A 14,041-nucleotide genomic window follows, 5' to 3' on the forward strand; every position below is an offset into this window, starting at 1 on the left:
GACAGCAGGGGAGAATGTGGTGGATGACCAGTATGAGCTTTATTGCCTGGCCGACCCGCTTTTTTATGACACGCTTGACGGCCGCCGGGGTGATCACCCCGATTTCGCGCTCGCTGCCCGAGATGTCCCGGACGGCTGGCAGCACCAGGCGACCGACACCTGGATGCACTACGCGCCGCTCGACGGTCGCACACCCGCCCAGGGCTGGAAGATCCACGTCTCCGCTCGCGCCGAGGACGCCGACCGCGCCATAGAGGCGGTCTGGGACTACTGCGTCCCCCGCGGCATCGCGTTCAAGTTCCTGCGCAACCTGCCGGTCATGACCATGCTGAACTCCAAGGCCGCCCCCCGCGGCTCCAGCGGGAAGCTCGTGACGATCTACCCGGTGGACGAGGCGCAGCTGGAGCTCACCCTCAAGGAGCTCGACGAGCTGCTCACGGGCGTCGAGGGGCCCTACATCCTCAGCGACCTCCGCTACGGCCAGGGCCCGCTCTTCGTACGGTACGGCGGCTTCGCCGGACGGCGCTGCCTGGCCGACAACGGCGAGCTGGTGCTGGCCATCGAGGACGGCGAGGGCCGGCTCGTCCCCGACGTGCGGGAGCCCTCCTTCGGCGTGCCGTCCTGGGTGACGCTGCCCGCCTTCCTCGAACCCCACCTGGCGGCCCGCAACGCGGTCACCACCGAAGGGCTGCCGTACCGGGTCGAGAGCGTGATGCAGTTCTCCAACGGTGGCGGCGTCTATCTGGGAGAGGACCTGCGCACCGGGAAGCGGGTCGTACTGAAGGAGGCCCGCCCGCACGCCGGCCTGGACGCCGCCGGCCGGGACGCGGTGGCGCGGCTGGCGCACGAGCGCGACATGCTGGAGCGCCTGTCCGGACTGGACGCGGTGCCCACGCTGATCGACTACTTCACCCTGGGCGGGCACCACTTCCTGGTCGAGGAGTTCGTCGACGGCAACCCGCTCCAGCGCCAACTCGTGCACAAATACCCGCTCACCAGGGCGACCTGCGACGAGGCGGCCATCGCCGAGTACACCGCCTGGGTGCTCGACATACTTCCCAAGGTGCGCCGGGCGGTCGAGTCCCTGCACGAGCGCGGGGTGGTCTTCGGCGACCTGCACCCGAACAACATCCTCGTGACCGAGGACGGCCGCCTGACCCTGATCGACTACGAGGTGGCGACCCTCACCGAGGACCGCGGCCGCGCGGCGCTCGCCCACCCCGCGTTCGGCGCCCCGGCCGACCGGCAGGGCGTCGACGTCGACCTGTACGCCCTCTCCTGCCTCTGCCTCGGGCTCTTCGCCCCCCAGCTCACGATCATGCTGCCGCTCGACCGCGCCAAGGTGACCGAGCTGGCCAGGCTCATCGGCGAGACCTTCCCCGTGCCGCGCGAGATGCTCGACGAGGCGGTCCTCACCGTCGCGGGCCCCGAACCCGCTGCGGCCACGCCCTACCCGAAACCGGGACGCGACAGCTGGCCCCGGCTCAAGGAGGCGATGACCCGGGCCATCCTGGCGAGCGCCACCCCCGAGCGCGAGGACCGGCTCTTCCCCGGCGACGTCGCCCAGTTCCAGCCCGGCGGCGGCGTCAACCTCGCGTACGGCGCGGCCGGCGTGCTCTACGCGCTGGCGAGCACCGGAGCCGAGCGCCGTCCCGAGCACGAGGACTGGCTGCGCGCGAAGGCGCTCGCCCCCGCCCCGGGGACGGGGATCGGGTTCTACGACGGCCTGCACGGTGTGGCCTACGTCCTTGACCTGCTCGGGCACCGCCAGGACGCGATCGACACCGCCGACCTGTGCCTGCGCCAGAAATGGGAGGCGCTGGAGCTCGGGCTGTTCAGCGGCCTGGCCGGCATGGGCCTGAACCTGCTCCACCTGGGCCGGACCACCGGCGAGCGGACCTTCACCGAGGTGGCCCTGCAGATCACCGGCATCTGCTCCGACAGGCTGGGCGGGCCCGAGGACGTACCCCAGGTCAGCGGCGGCGTCCACCCCCGGGCCGGGCTGATGTACGGCTCCTCCGGGCCCGCTCTTCTCTTCATGCACGCCTACGAGCACACCGGCGACGCGTCGCTGCTCGACAGGGCCGCCGTGGCGCTCCGGCAGGACCTGCGGCGCTGCGTCACCGGTGAGGACGGAACCCTCCAGGTCGACCAGGGCTGGCGTACGCTGCCCTACCTGGACGAGGGGTCAGTGGGCATCGGCATCGTCCTCGCCCGTTACCTCGCCCACCGGGAGGACGAGGACCTGCGCGCCGCGCTCGACGGCTGCCGGCGTGTCACCCGGGGACGCTACTTCGTGCAGTCCGGCCTGTTCACCGGCCGGAGCGGCATGCTCGGCGCCCTCGGCTGGGGTCTGGGCCCCGAGCCGAACGCCTCCCTTACCGACCACACCGACATGGCCGAGCAGCTTCGCGGGCTGGCCTGGCACGCGCTGCCCCACGGCGGCGGGCTCGCCTTCCCCGGTAACCAACTGCTCAGGCTCTCCATGGACTTCGCGACCGGCACGGCCGGAGTCCTGTTCGCGATGAGCGCCGTGCTGCACGACCGGCCGGTGTTCCTCCCCTTCATCGAGCCGCCCGGCGACACGAGCACCCCGTCAGGGGTGTCCGCGCACGAACCCGCCGGGCGGTTTGGCCCCCACGGCACATCAGTATCAAAGGAGGTGTAACGACATGGTCCTTCTCGACCTGCAGTCCCTGGAGGCCCCCACCGGCGGTGGTGGCGGTGGCGGCGGCAGCACCCTCACGGTCCTGGGCTGCCAGTCCGGCAAGCCCAGCAACCTGAGCGTCGCCCTCTGCCACTAGGCATCCCGGTTTTCCCGATATCCGTTCGGTTCCCACCAGAAGTGAGGCAATCCCATGGTTCTTCTCGACCTGCAGTCCCTGGAGACCCCCGGCGGCGGCCACGGCGGCGGCGGTGGCGGCAGCACCCTCACGGTCCTGGGCTGCGAGTCCGGCAAGCCCAGCAACCTGAGCCTCCTGCTCTGCCACTAGTAAGACCCCGTGCCCGGGACGGCCAGCGACGGCGGCCGTCCCGGGCACTCCCGTTCCGGGAGGGGCCGGAACACCAGGAAAGCCCGGGAGTTCGAGGAAACCCGGGAAGCCGGTCGGTTCAGGAAGGTGCGAACGTGCGAGCAGCGGATCGGCTGGTGGTCGACACCGTACGGCGTGGCGGACCCTGGCTCGCCGTCCTCGTGGCCACCTCCGTCCTGGGCGCCTTCGCGCAGCTCGCGCTCCCGCTCGTGCTGGGCAGGACGGTCGACGAGCTCGTCACCGGCGCGCCCGGCGGCACCGGAGCGGCGACCTGGCTCGGTGCCTGCGCCGCCGCCGTGACCCTCACCGTGCTCTGCGACGCCCTCGGCGTCTGGGCCTCGGGATCGAGCGGCGCGCGGTCCTCGGCCTGGCTCAGGAACCGGGTCGTACGGAACGTGCTCGGCGTCGGGCCGACGATCACCCACCGGTTCCCCGAGGGAGACCTGGTCACCCGGATGGGCCTGAACACCGAGGAGATCGGACGCGCCCCCGAGTCGATCGTCACCGGGGCCGCGCTGGTCATCCCCACCGCGGGCGGCATCGTGGCCCTCACCCTCATCGACCCCCTGCTGACCGTGACACTGGTCGCCGGGCTCGTCCTCATCGCCCTCGTCCTGCGGGCCTTCCTCACCGTGAGCACCTCGATAGCGGGCGACTACCAGGCGGCGCAGAGCGACATCGCCGCCCGCCTCGTCGACGCCCTCGCCGGGGCCCGTACGATCGCCGCGGCCGGTACCGCCGACCAGGAGCGGGCGCGGGTGCTGACCGCCCTGCCCAGGCTGCGCGGCCACGCCATGGACATGTGGCGGGCCAACGCGCGGGCCGGCGTGCAGGCGGGAGCGGTGGTCCCGCTGCTGGAGGTGGCCGTGCTCGGGGTGGGCGGGCTGCGCCTGGCCGCCGGGGACCTCACCGCCGGAGAGCTGTACGCCGCCGCCCGCTACGTCGTGCTCGGCGCGGGTCTCGGCTCGGCGCTGGGCTACATCGGCAGTCTGGCCAGGGCGCGGGCCGCCGCGGCCAGGGTGCAGGAGCTGGTCTCCGAGAGCCCGCGGGTCTACGGTGGGCGCTCACTGCCCGCCGGTCCCGGCACGCTTGAGCTTCGCGGCGTCGACGCGGGCGGCCTGCACGACGTCGATCTCGTCATCCCCGGTGGGCAGGCGGTAGCCGTGGTCGGCCGTTCGGGGGCGGGCAAGTCCCTGCTCGCCGCGGTCGCCGGACGGCTGGTGGACCCGCGCCACGGCACGGTGCTCCTCGACGGCGTCCCGCTGCCCGACCTCTCCCGCGAGGCGCTGCGCCGCGCCGTCGGGTACGCCTTCGAACGCCCGGCGCTGCTCGGCGAGACCGTCGGCGCCGCCGTCGCCCTGGGGCTCGACGCTCCCACCCCAGGCGCCGGGTGCGACGGCCGGCCGGGTGAGAAAGGCGAGGTCGTGCGGGCGGCGGCGCGGGCGGCCCGCGCGGACATCTTCGTCAGGCGGCTCCCCGGAGGGTACGACACACCGCTGGAGGACGCGCCCATGTCCGGAGGCGAGCGGCAGCGGCTCGGCCTGGCCCGCGCCTTCGCGCAAGGGGTGCGCCTGCTCATCCTGGACGACGCCACCTCCAGCCTCGACACCGTCACCGAACGTCAGGTCGCCCGCGCGCTGTCGCGGGAACTGCGCGACCGTACGCGGCTGATCGTGACCCACCGGGTGGCGACCGCGGCGGCGGCCGACCGGGTGATCTGGCTGGACGAGGGCCGGGTACGGGCGTGCGGCGGTCATCGCGCGCTCTGGGCCGACCCCGCCTACCGCGCCGTCTTCCAGGCGGACGCCTCCTCCGGTTCCGGGGCCGGCGCGTCCTCCCCGGCGGGTGCGCCCTTCCAGGCCCGCGTCCCTTCTCCGGCGAACGCGTCCTCCCTCGCGGCCCCACCTTCCCCGGGGGATCCCCCTTCCCTGGGGGACCCGTCTTCCCGGACCGGCACGTCTTTCCAGGCGGGCACATCGTGAATCCCTCGGACGCACGCGTCGCCGGCAGGCCCCTGCGGCGGGCGCTCAGGAGGGACCCGTACCAGCTGGTCAGGCTCGCGGGCTGGTCCGTCGCGGAGACGGCGCCCTCGCTCGTCATCGGCCTGGCCATCGCGCGGGCGATCGACGACGGCTTCGGCACGGGGCGTCCCGCGACCGGGTTCGCCTGGCTCGCGCTGCTCGGCGGCGCGTGGCTGCTCGCCGCGGTCGGCGCCCGGCAGGTGGTGATGGCCGTCGCCTCGATCGTGGAGCCGTTCCGCGAGGAACTGCTCGCGCACGTCGTCGACGACGCGCTGCGCCACTCGGTCATGTCCGGGCGAGGGCCGGGAGCCGCCGCGGTGGCCCGCTCCAACCTCCAGGTCGAGCTGGCCCGCGACGCCTTCGCCTCGGTCATCACGGTGGTGAGGTCGTTCGCGTTCACCGTGGTGAGCGTCGTCCTCGGGCTCGCGACCCTCGTACCCGAGGTGCTCGCGCTGGTGCTCCCCCCCTTCGTCGCGGGCCTTGTCGTCTTCCTGCTGTCGCTGCGCGCCCTGGCCAGGCGGCAGCGGGACTTCATCCTCGCCGACGAGCGCACCGCCGAGGCGCTGGCCACCACGGTGGGCGGGCTGCGTGACATCACCGCCTGCCGGGCCGAGGAGCGGCTGGCGGACGACGTCGGCCTGCGAGTGTCGGAGCAGGCCCGCGCGGCCCGGTCGCTGGCGCGGGTGACCGCGCTACGCACGCTGTCGCTCGCGGTGGGCGGCTGGCTGCCGGTCCTGCTGGTGCTGTTCGCGACCCCCCGGCTCGTAGGCGAGGGCGCGGGCGCCGGGGTGATCCTGGGCGCCCTCGCCTACGTCACGCAGTCGCTCGCGCCCGCGCTCGGCAACCTCGTGGAAGGGCTGGGCATCAACGGGGTCCGGCTGCGGGTGGCGCTGGGCAGGCTCCTGCGCGACGGCGAGCCGCCCGCGCGGGCGCGCGGGCGACTCGCGGCGCGGGGCGGGGGGGCCGAACTGCGCGGCGTGACGTTCGCGTACGGCCCGCACGCGGAGCCGGTGATCGACGGCCTGAACCTGGTGATCCCGGAGGGGGATCACATCGCCGTCGTGGGTCCCAGCGGCATCGGCAAGTCCACCCTCGCCGCGCTCCTGACCGGTGTGCTCCCGCCGAGGTCGGGCGAGGTCCTGGCGCGCGGGGTGCCCGCGGACCGGCTCGACCCCGCCGACCGGGTACTCATCCCGCAGGAGGCGTACGTCTTCCGCGGCTCCCTGCTGGAGAACCTGACCTACCTGGCCGACGCCTCGCGGGAGGCGGTGGACGACGCGGTGACCGCGGTCGGCCTGACGAACCTGGTGGCGCGGCTGGGCGGATACTCCGCCGAGATCCACTCGGGGTCGCTCTCCCCCGCGGAACGACAGCTGGTCGCCCTGGCCCGCGCCTACCTCGCCCCGGCCCGGCTGGTGATCCTCGACGAGGCGACGTGTCACCTGGACCCGGCCGCCGAGGCCCGCGCGGAGGAGGCGTTCGCCCGCCGTGGCGGCACGCTCCTCGTCATCGCCCACCGGCTCACCTCCGCCCTGCGCGCCCGGCGGATCCTCGTCATGGACGGCACCAGCGTCCGGCTGGGCACGCACGAGGAGATGCTCGCCACCTCCCCGCTGTACGCGGACCTGGCCGGACAGTGGGATCCGTCGAGCACCCAGGAGCTGGTGCCTTGACCTCCTTCGTGTTCCCTGCCTTCCGGCCCCTCGCGACCCGCACACCCTGCTCGCCGTGTTCCCCGCCCAGGGCCGAGGCCCGGGGACCTCACACCGGAGGAGTTCGATGATCTACCCCCCCGCGGAACGGCACCCGGTCGTCGACCACCTGCACGGTCGCGCGATTCCCGACCCGTACCGGTGGCTGGAGGACCCCGACAGCTCGGCGACGCGAAGGTGGACGGCCGCTCAGGGGGAACTGTGGCGCGAACACGCCGGCACGCTGCCGGGACGCGACCTGTGGCACGCGCGGGTGGCCGCGCTGACCGGGGCCGGAACGGTCGGCACGCCGATGTGGCGGGGCGGGAGCCGGTTCTTCCTGCGTCGTACGGCCTCCCAGGAGCACGCGGTCCTCTACCGCACCGACCCCGGCGGGACGGAGGAGACACTGATCGACCCGATGGAGCTCGACCCGAGCGGGCTCACCACGCTCGACCACTGGCAGCCCGACCTGGACGGCAGGCTGGTGGCGTACCAGCTGTCCAGGAGCGGGGACGAGCGGTCGGAGCTGCGGGTCATGGACGTCGCCACCCGCCGGGTGGTGGACGGCCCGATCGACCGCTGCCGGTACGCGCCCGTGGCGTGGCTGCCCGACGGCAAGGCGTTCTTCTACGTCCGTTCCCGCCAGGTCCGCCTGCACCGGCTCGGCACCCCCGCCGAGGACGACGCGGTGATCATGGGTGAGGAGCGCTCGTACGGCCTGGGGATCAGCTACAACGGGCGCTGGCTCACGGTCTCGGCGATGGCGGACGGCGGCAACGACCTCTGGCTCGCCGACCTGTCGTCCTCCTCCCCCGAGCGCCCCGACCTGCGGGTGATCCAGCGAGCGGCGGGCGCGATGACGGCGCCCGCCGTCGGCCGCGACGGGCGCCTGTACCTGCTCACCACGCTGGACGCGCCCCGGGGACGACTGTGCGTGGCCGACCCGGCGCGGCCGGGTCCCGAGCACTGGGTCGACCTGGTCGAGGAGGATCCGGAGGCGGTGATCGGCGAGTTCGCGATCGCCGACCAGGCGCTCCTGGTGAGCTGGACCCGGCACGCGGTCAGCGAGATCAGCGTCCACGACGCGGTGACGGGAAACCGGCGCGGCCTGGTGCCGCTGCCCGGCCTCGGCTCGGCGAGAGAGATGACCACCCGCCCCGAGGGCGGCCACGAGGTCTGGTTCACCTACACCGACAGCGTCACACCCCTGGGAGTGCACCGCTACGACACGCGCACCGGGCGGACGTCGCTGTGGAGCCCCGCGCCCGGCGCCGTGCAGGTGCCCGAGCTCGAAGCCCGCCAGGTGGTCTGCGTCTCCGCGGACGGCACACCGGTGCGGATGGTCGTGCTGGCCCGCCCCGGCTCGGGTCCCCGGCCGACGATCCTGTACGGCTACGGCGGCTTCGGGCTCTCGCTCACGCCGTCGTACTCCAGCTACATCCTGCCCTGGGTCGAGGCGGGCGGGGTCTTCGTCCTCGCCCAGCTGCGCGGCGGCGGCGAGGAGGGCGCGGCCTGGCACCGCGACGGCATGCTGGAGCGCAAGCAGAACACCTTCGACGACTTCGCGGCGGCGGCCGAGAAGCTCGTCTCCGACGGCTGGACCACCCCCGCGCACCTGGCCGCCTGCGGCGAGTCCAACGGCGGGCTGCTGGTGGGCGCCGCGCTGACGCGGCGCCCCGACCTGTTCGCCGCCGCCGTCTGCTCGGCACCGCTGCTCGACATGGTCAGGTACGAGCGCTCGGGTCTCGGCCCCGTCTGGAGGTCGGAGTACGGTTCGGCCGACGATCCCGAGCAGCTGGGATGGCTGCTCGGCTACTCCCCCTACCATCGGGTCACCGACGGCGTCGACTACCCCGCGACGCTGCTCACCACGTTCGGCGGTGACTCCCGGGTGGACCCCATGCACGCGCGCAAGATGTGCGCGGCGCTGCAGGCGGCGACGTCGGGCACGCGGCCGATCCTGCTGCGCCACGAGGGCGACGTCGGCCACGGCTCCCGCTCGGCGGGCCGCGCCGTCGACCTCGCCGCCGACATGCTCACCTTCCTCGCCGCCCACACCGGCCTGGAAGCCGACACGTGAGGGCATTCGAGATTCCGCAGGCCATCCTCTTCGGGCTTCTCGATATTCAGCCGTCGGTGTCCTTGGGGTGGCGCGTCGAGGCATAGACGAGGTGGACGGTCCGCCGAGGCTCGTCAACGAGGTAACGCACGCGACCACCTGCGGTGACCTCATACTCCCACTGCGGATATTCGCGACCTCCCAGAACCCCGGCGGCTAGACGACCTCGCAGGCGGTGCTGTCGATCGGGGTCGTCCTGCGACAGCGGGGCGTCGCGCAGCGCCTCAAAACAGCGCCGGGTGTTGCCCGCAGCCTCGGCGCACAGATCGGCCCACCCCTTGGCCGCCTCACTGGTGGCGAACCGCAGGTGCCACTCGTCACCGATCGGCGGCGGAGCCACCGCGTCGCCGCGCTTGGGACTCACGGTGCGATCACCTCACCGTGATCGTCATCGGGCAGCGGGCGGGTGAGCTGTGCGGTCAGCGAAGGGTCGGCGAGGACGCGAGCGGTGGCACGCCATTCGACGATGAGCCGATGCATGGTGGCATGAACGTCCAGCTCGACCGCGTCCCGTGTGGCGTCGACGAGTTCCTGGACAAACTCCCTCTTCTCCTCCAGGGAAAGGTGTCTCACCCAGGGGAAGACCGTAGGCAAGGCGTGCAGAACGGCGCGGGTGCCTTCGTCGCTGGCGAGGAGTGCCGCGACCATACGGGCCGCGATGTCCGCGGTCTCCTCTCTCTGCCGGTCATGCCGCGCGGTGGAGATGAACAGGTCTTCTCCGTCTCGGCGCTTCACATGCACTCGGTGAACTCGATCGAGGGTCTCGGCGACTCGTTTGGAGTGCTTTGACAGATCGGAGAACGGAACAGTCGGCGTAGCCATGCCACATGCTACTTCGGAACGTGTTCCGAAGTACAGCGAGCCGCTGGTAAAGACGTCCTCAGTCGCGGTAACAGTCGGCGAGGGCGGCGAACGCCGCCTTGGGCTCCCACGGCATGTCGGGGTAGGTCCGGCCGGGACGGTCTTCGAGCACCTTGACCAGGCCGTAGCTCGCCATGTCGAAGTCCTCGCGAGGGTCGTCGCGGTGCGGCAGGTTGTAGGACGCGAAGGTGCACCAGAACGCGGTGTCGACACCCTCGGCGGCGAAGACCTCCAGCGACTCCCTCAGGTATGTGACCTGCTCGGCCTCGTCACGGATGTAGTCGCCTTTCAGGGCGATCGCCTTCGCGCCGTCCCATTCGACCATGAACATGCCACGCGCACCCAGGTCGGCCGCGCCCCGGTGGGTCGTGCACCCGAACTCGGTGATCGCGACGGGCTTCCCCCGCGCGACGAGGGAACGGATCGCCTCGGCATATTGATCGGCCACCTCGATCGACGTGTAGGCGTCGACCGAGACGATGTCGAAGGGCGTCCAGTCGATCTGCTCGGACGGCAGCGCGGCGTAGGTGACCTTTCCTCCGAACCGGTCGTGGACCACGCTCACCGCCTTGGCGAGGAAGTCGTTGAGGAGGGCGGGGACCGGCGCCATCACCTCGCGCAGGCGATGCGGCTCGGCCAGCAGGGCGAGCCGGTCGGCGAGGGTGTCACCGGGCAGGAACCCCTTGGTGAACAGGGTGAGTTCGGCGCCGGTGACGAGGACGACCTCGGCTCCCCGCCCGCGTAGCCGCTCGGCGCGTTCGGCGCAGTCGGCGAGGAAGGTGAGCAGTTCGTCGGTGGTCAGGTCGCAGGTGAACGGCGAGAACCAGACCTCCAGTCCGGCGTCGGCGGCGTGGACGGCGGCGATCTCCAGCCGGTCCGGGTCACCGCCGGTGATCCGGACCGCGTTGCAGTGCAGGTCCTCGCGGATGACCCGCATCTCCCGCTTCACGACGTCGGGGTCGAACGGTTCGCGGGTGCTCGGTCCCGCGTCGGCGAGACCGGTGTCGATGAAGCCGGTGTCGTAGGTGATGCCCTTGCCTCGCATGACTCGTACCCTTCTCAATGCCGATTGGATACCGCCGCACGTCAGAGCACGGGCTCTCCGACGGGGAGGCATTTACGGTACTTATCGTACCTTAATCGGATGACAGTGCCGAGTGTCGGCGGAAAAACAGGGTACGCAGAGTACCCACTAAGGAGAGAAGATGACCGAGGAGCCCACCGCCGCCCCGACCAGGCGGCGCGGCGCCGCCCTGGAGCAGGCGATACTCCGCGCCGCGGTCGACGAACTCCTCGAATCCGGATATTCAGGCCTAAATATGGATAAAGTCGCCAGCCGAGCCGGTACCAACAAGAACGCGATCTACCGCCGCTGGCCGAACCGGGCCGCGCTCAGCATCGCCGCCTACCGGCAGCTGAGCGCGGCCTCCGCACCACTGCCCGACACCGGCGAACTGCGCGGCGACGTGCTGGAGCTGCTGCGTGGCGCGAACCGCCACTGGTCCTCGCCCACCGGTGACATCCTGCGCAGCCTGCTGTCGGGCGTCGCCGACGATCCGGAACTCCTCGCGCAACTCCACGAACAGTCCGGCGACGCCGGGTCCGGCATGTGGTTGACGATTCTCGGGCGTGCGGTGGCCCGCGGCGAGGCTCCGCCCGAAGTCCTTCACCCCCGGGTGGCCACCGTCGCCGTCGTACTGCTGCGCAACGAGTTCGTCACCCGCGGAGTCCCCACCGTGCCCGACAGCGTCCTCGTCGAGATCGTCGACGAGGTGTACCTGCCCCTGATACGCGGACACCGCCGGACCTCGGACTGACCCTTCGTCACCTCACCCGCCGTCGCGGAGCCGTACCGGATCCAGGTCGTCGCGGACCCCGGCGAGGGTGCTTCAACGTCCACTCCTCTGGACGGAGCCGAGACGGGTCATCTCCTCCTCCGAGAGCCGCAGGGCGCCGGCGGCCACGTTCTCGGCCAGGTGGTCGGGGTTGCCGGTGCCGGGGATGGCCAGTACGTGCGGCCCGCACTGCAACGTCCAGGCCAGCCGTACCTGCGCGGCCGTCACGCCGTGCGCGCGTGCGACGGCGAGCACCTCCCCGCTCTCGGCGACGCTCGCTCCCGTCTCTCGCCCGGTCCCGGCAATCGCGAAGAAGGGGACGAACGCGATGCCCTGTTCCCCGCAGGCGCGCAGGAACTCGTGGTCCTCGGGCCGTGCGCCGATGCCGTAGGCGTTCTGCACGCAGACCACCGGCGCGACGGCCTGGGCCTCGGCGAGGTGCGCGGGCGTGACGTTGGAGACGCCCAGGTGCCGGATCATCCCGGCCTCGCGCAGGTCGGCCAGCGCACCGAAATGCTCGGCGATCGAGCCGGGCGCCATGCTCCGCGGGATGCGCAGGTTCACCACGTCGAGGTGGTCCCGGCCGAGCTGGCGCAGGTTCTCCTCGACCTGGCCGCGCAGCTGCTCCGGCCTGGCCCACAGCCACTCACCCGACGGATCCCGGCCAGGCCCGACCTTGGTGACGATGACCAGGTCATCGGGGTACGGCGCGAGCGCACTGTTGATCAGCTCGTTCGCCGAGCGCAGCGCGGAGAAGTAGAAGGCCGCGGTGTCGATGTGGTTCACCCCGAGCTCGACCGCCCGGCGCAGCACGCCGATCGCCCGACCCCGGTCACTCGGGACGCCGTTCCCGAACGCCGCGCCGCTCTGTGTCAGGCGCATCGTGCCGAACCCGATCCGGTTGACCGGCAGGTCGCCGAGCTCGAAGGCACCCGCGGCCGCGGCGGTGATCGTCTTTGTGTTCATCGAATCTCCTTGCGTGTGGAGACCCCGCCTTCAGGCGTGGGAGGAAGTCAGGGCCGAAGTCCGCCGGCTCCATGATGGGAGCAGAACTTCGATGATCTACCCCATATCGCACGATTCGGCTTCGTATCATCGGTGATACGAAGCCGAATCGTGCGATATACCGCCCGTCCCGGGAGGTGAGCGGCGGTGATCGACCCTGTCAGCCCGCGAACGTCACCGTTCCGTACTGGTAGTACGTCTTGCCGTTCTCGTCACCGCTGTGGTTGCGCCCCGTCATGACCTGGTTGAAACCGGCCTGCGTGGTGTGGCTGCTCTCCGTGTAGGAACCCGTCCATGTCCGGTTGGTGATGCGGACCTGAATCCCCTGCCGGTAGAGAGCCCCGGTCTTGTACTCGGTGGAGCCGTTCTCGTCACCGTGGTGCCAACGCCCGACGATCGCCTGGTCGAGCGGTGCGGAGAAGTTCGACCTGCTCTCCTTCGCGTAGCCGTACCAGTCGCCGGTGAACACCTCCACCCGCACGCCGTCGATGAAGATCCAACTGCACTGGTAGGTGGTGTCGGCGTTCTCGTCCCCGTAGTGCGACCGCCCGGTCATGACCTGGTCCTCCGGGCAGACGGCCTCGCCCCCCGACTCCTTCACGGTCCCGCTGTAGACGTACTCGACCTTGATCGTTGCCGCCGAGGCCGGGACCGGGATGTTCAGCGCCGCGACGGCGGCGACCGTCAGCGCGGCGAACGCGAACTTCTTCATGTCGTCCCCCTTTCCGGAATCAGGCGTCGATGGTCACGTAGGCGTGCTGGTAGCGGGTGTTGCCGTTCTCGTCCCCGGAGTGCGCACGACCGATCAGGACCCGCTGGGTGCCGGCCTGGTAGTTGTGTCTGCTCTCCTTGAGGTCGCCGGTCCACACCGGATCGATCAGCCGCACCGTCTGCCCCCGCCACGACAGGGAGGCGGAGCGGTACCGGGTCCAGCCGTTCTCGTCCAGGATGTGCCGGCGCCCGACGAGCGCCTGGTCCGGCGGGGAGGAGTAGTTGGAGTTGTTCTCCCGGTATTCGAGGCTCCAGTCACCGATTTTCACCTGCACCTGCTCGTCGTTGATGAAAATCCAGCTACAGGTGTACGTCGTGTCGGCGTTCTCGTCCCCGTAGTGCGACCGTCCCGTGAGCACCTGGTTGGTGGGGCAGACGAACCAGGAGGAGGACTCCTCCTGGGTCTCGGAGTAGGCCGGCACGACTCTGATCGTCACCGCCGCCGCGGACGCGGCCGGTGCGGGCGAGACCACGGCCAGGGCCGCCGCCGAAGCGGCCACCACCGCGGCGTGTACTGCCTTGCTGTACGTCCTCATTTTCTTTGGTTCCTTTCCGCATAGGAATACGTCCAGAGAGGCGGCGCAGCGCAGGCCAAAGTATGAGTCGCGCACAGCGGAGACGGCGTCCGCCTGGCGGGTGATCAACTATCCGCCCGCCTGCGGACGACTCCTCGTCATCCACCGACGGGACGGAGCTCCGGTCC

At 71.4% G+C, this 14,041-nt stretch carries 13 protein-coding genes; 7 read left to right on the forward strand and 6 right to left on the reverse strand.

Translation table 11 applies throughout. The features are described from left to right. Positions 1-19: 19 nt before the first annotated feature. The 6 genes from lanKC to ACFY3V_RS12640 all read left to right on the forward strand — a co-directional run bounded on the left by lanKC (position 20) and on the right by ACFY3V_RS12640 (position 8,827). On the forward strand, positions 20-2,668 hold the full coding sequence (lanKC, locus tag ACFY3V_RS12615) for a class III lanthionine synthetase LanKC (protein ID WP_389772745.1): 2,649 nt from the start codon (positions 20-22) through the stop codon (positions 2,666-2,668). A gap of 4 nt (positions 2,669-2,672) precedes the next feature. Next, on the forward strand, positions 2,673-2,804 hold the full coding sequence (locus ACFY3V_RS12620; RefSeq protein WP_350944086.1) for a SapB/AmfS family lanthipeptide: 132 nt from the start codon (positions 2,673-2,675) through the stop codon (positions 2,802-2,804). A gap of 54 nt (positions 2,805-2,858) precedes the next feature. Next, positions 2,859-2,993 carry a SapB/AmfS family lanthipeptide gene (locus ACFY3V_RS12625; protein ID WP_350944088.1) on the forward strand — a complete coding sequence of 45 codons (135 nt, stop codon included), beginning with the start codon at positions 2,859-2,861 and terminating at the stop codon, positions 2,991-2,993. A gap of 134 nt (positions 2,994-3,127) precedes the next feature. Further along, the gene (locus tag ACFY3V_RS12630) at positions 3,128-5,014 is read left to right on the forward strand and encodes an ABC transporter ATP-binding protein (RefSeq protein WP_389772749.1); all 1,887 of its coding nucleotides are present in this window, start codon (positions 3,128-3,130) and stop codon (positions 5,012-5,014) included. Beyond that, positions 5,011-6,726: an ABC transporter ATP-binding protein gene (locus tag ACFY3V_RS12635; protein WP_362900663.1), complete on the forward strand. Its 1,716-nt coding sequence runs from the start codon at positions 5,011-5,013 to the stop codon at positions 6,724-6,726. Before ACFY3V_RS12630 ends, ACFY3V_RS12635 begins: the two co-directional genes overlap by 4 nt. A gap of 106 nt (positions 6,727-6,832) precedes the next feature. Beyond that, positions 6,833-8,827 (forward strand): prolyl oligopeptidase family protein, encoded by a 1,995-nt coding sequence (locus ACFY3V_RS12640; protein ID WP_389772754.1) that lies wholly within the window; start codon positions 6,833-6,835, stop codon positions 8,825-8,827. A 46-nt stretch (positions 8,828-8,873) separates the two neighbouring features. On the opposite strand, the gene ACFY3V_RS12645 is transcribed toward ACFY3V_RS12640, so the two are convergent. The 3 genes from ACFY3V_RS12645 to ACFY3V_RS12655 all read right to left on the reverse strand — a co-directional run bounded on the left by ACFY3V_RS12645 (position 8,874) and on the right by ACFY3V_RS12655 (position 10,790). Further along, positions 8,874-9,230, reverse strand: coding sequence for a hypothetical protein (locus ACFY3V_RS12645; RefSeq protein WP_389772757.1), 357 nt, complete (start codon positions 9,228-9,230; stop codon positions 8,874-8,876). Then, positions 9,227-9,601, reverse strand: a complete 375-nt coding sequence (locus tag ACFY3V_RS12650) for a hypothetical protein (RefSeq protein ID WP_362900657.1) — start codon at positions 9,599-9,601, stop codon at positions 9,227-9,229. The genes ACFY3V_RS12645 and ACFY3V_RS12650 overlap by 4 nt, the downstream gene beginning before the upstream one ends. 145 nt (positions 9,602-9,746) lie before the next feature. Beyond that, entirely contained in the window at positions 9,747-10,790 is a 1,044-nt protein-coding gene (locus ACFY3V_RS12655) for a hypothetical protein (RefSeq protein WP_389772760.1), read from the reverse strand. 142 nt (positions 10,791-10,932) lie between these two features. Here ACFY3V_RS12655 and ACFY3V_RS12660 point away from each other — a divergent pair, with 142 nt between their 5' ends. After that, a complete protein-coding gene (locus ACFY3V_RS12660) occupies positions 10,933-11,544 on the forward strand; it encodes a TetR/AcrR family transcriptional regulator (RefSeq protein ID WP_362900653.1) in 612 nt (203 codons plus the stop codon). A 72-nt stretch (positions 11,545-11,616) separates the two neighbouring features. Here the strand turns inward: ACFY3V_RS12660 and ACFY3V_RS12665 are convergent, their stop codons facing one another. The 3 genes from ACFY3V_RS12665 to ACFY3V_RS12675 all read right to left on the reverse strand — a co-directional run bounded on the left by ACFY3V_RS12665 (position 11,617) and on the right by ACFY3V_RS12675 (position 13,874). After that, entirely contained in the window at positions 11,617-12,528 is a 912-nt protein-coding gene (locus ACFY3V_RS12665) for an oxidoreductase (protein WP_389772763.1), read from the reverse strand. A 199-nt stretch (positions 12,529-12,727) separates the two neighbouring features. After that, the gene (locus ACFY3V_RS12670) at positions 12,728-13,279 is read right to left on the reverse strand and encodes a hypothetical protein (RefSeq protein WP_362900649.1); all 552 of its coding nucleotides are present in this window, start codon (positions 13,277-13,279) and stop codon (positions 12,728-12,730) included. Between the two features lie 19 nt (positions 13,280-13,298). Beyond that, positions 13,299-13,874, reverse strand: a complete 576-nt coding sequence (locus ACFY3V_RS12675; protein ID WP_362900647.1) for a hypothetical protein — start codon at positions 13,872-13,874, stop codon at positions 13,299-13,301. Between the last annotated feature and the right edge of the window lie 167 nt (positions 13,875-14,041).

Origin of the sequence: Streptosporangium sp. NPDC000095 (assembly GCF_042899335.1) — a bacterium.
GTDB lineage: Bacteria > Actinomycetota > Actinomycetes > Streptosporangiales > Streptosporangiaceae > Streptosporangium.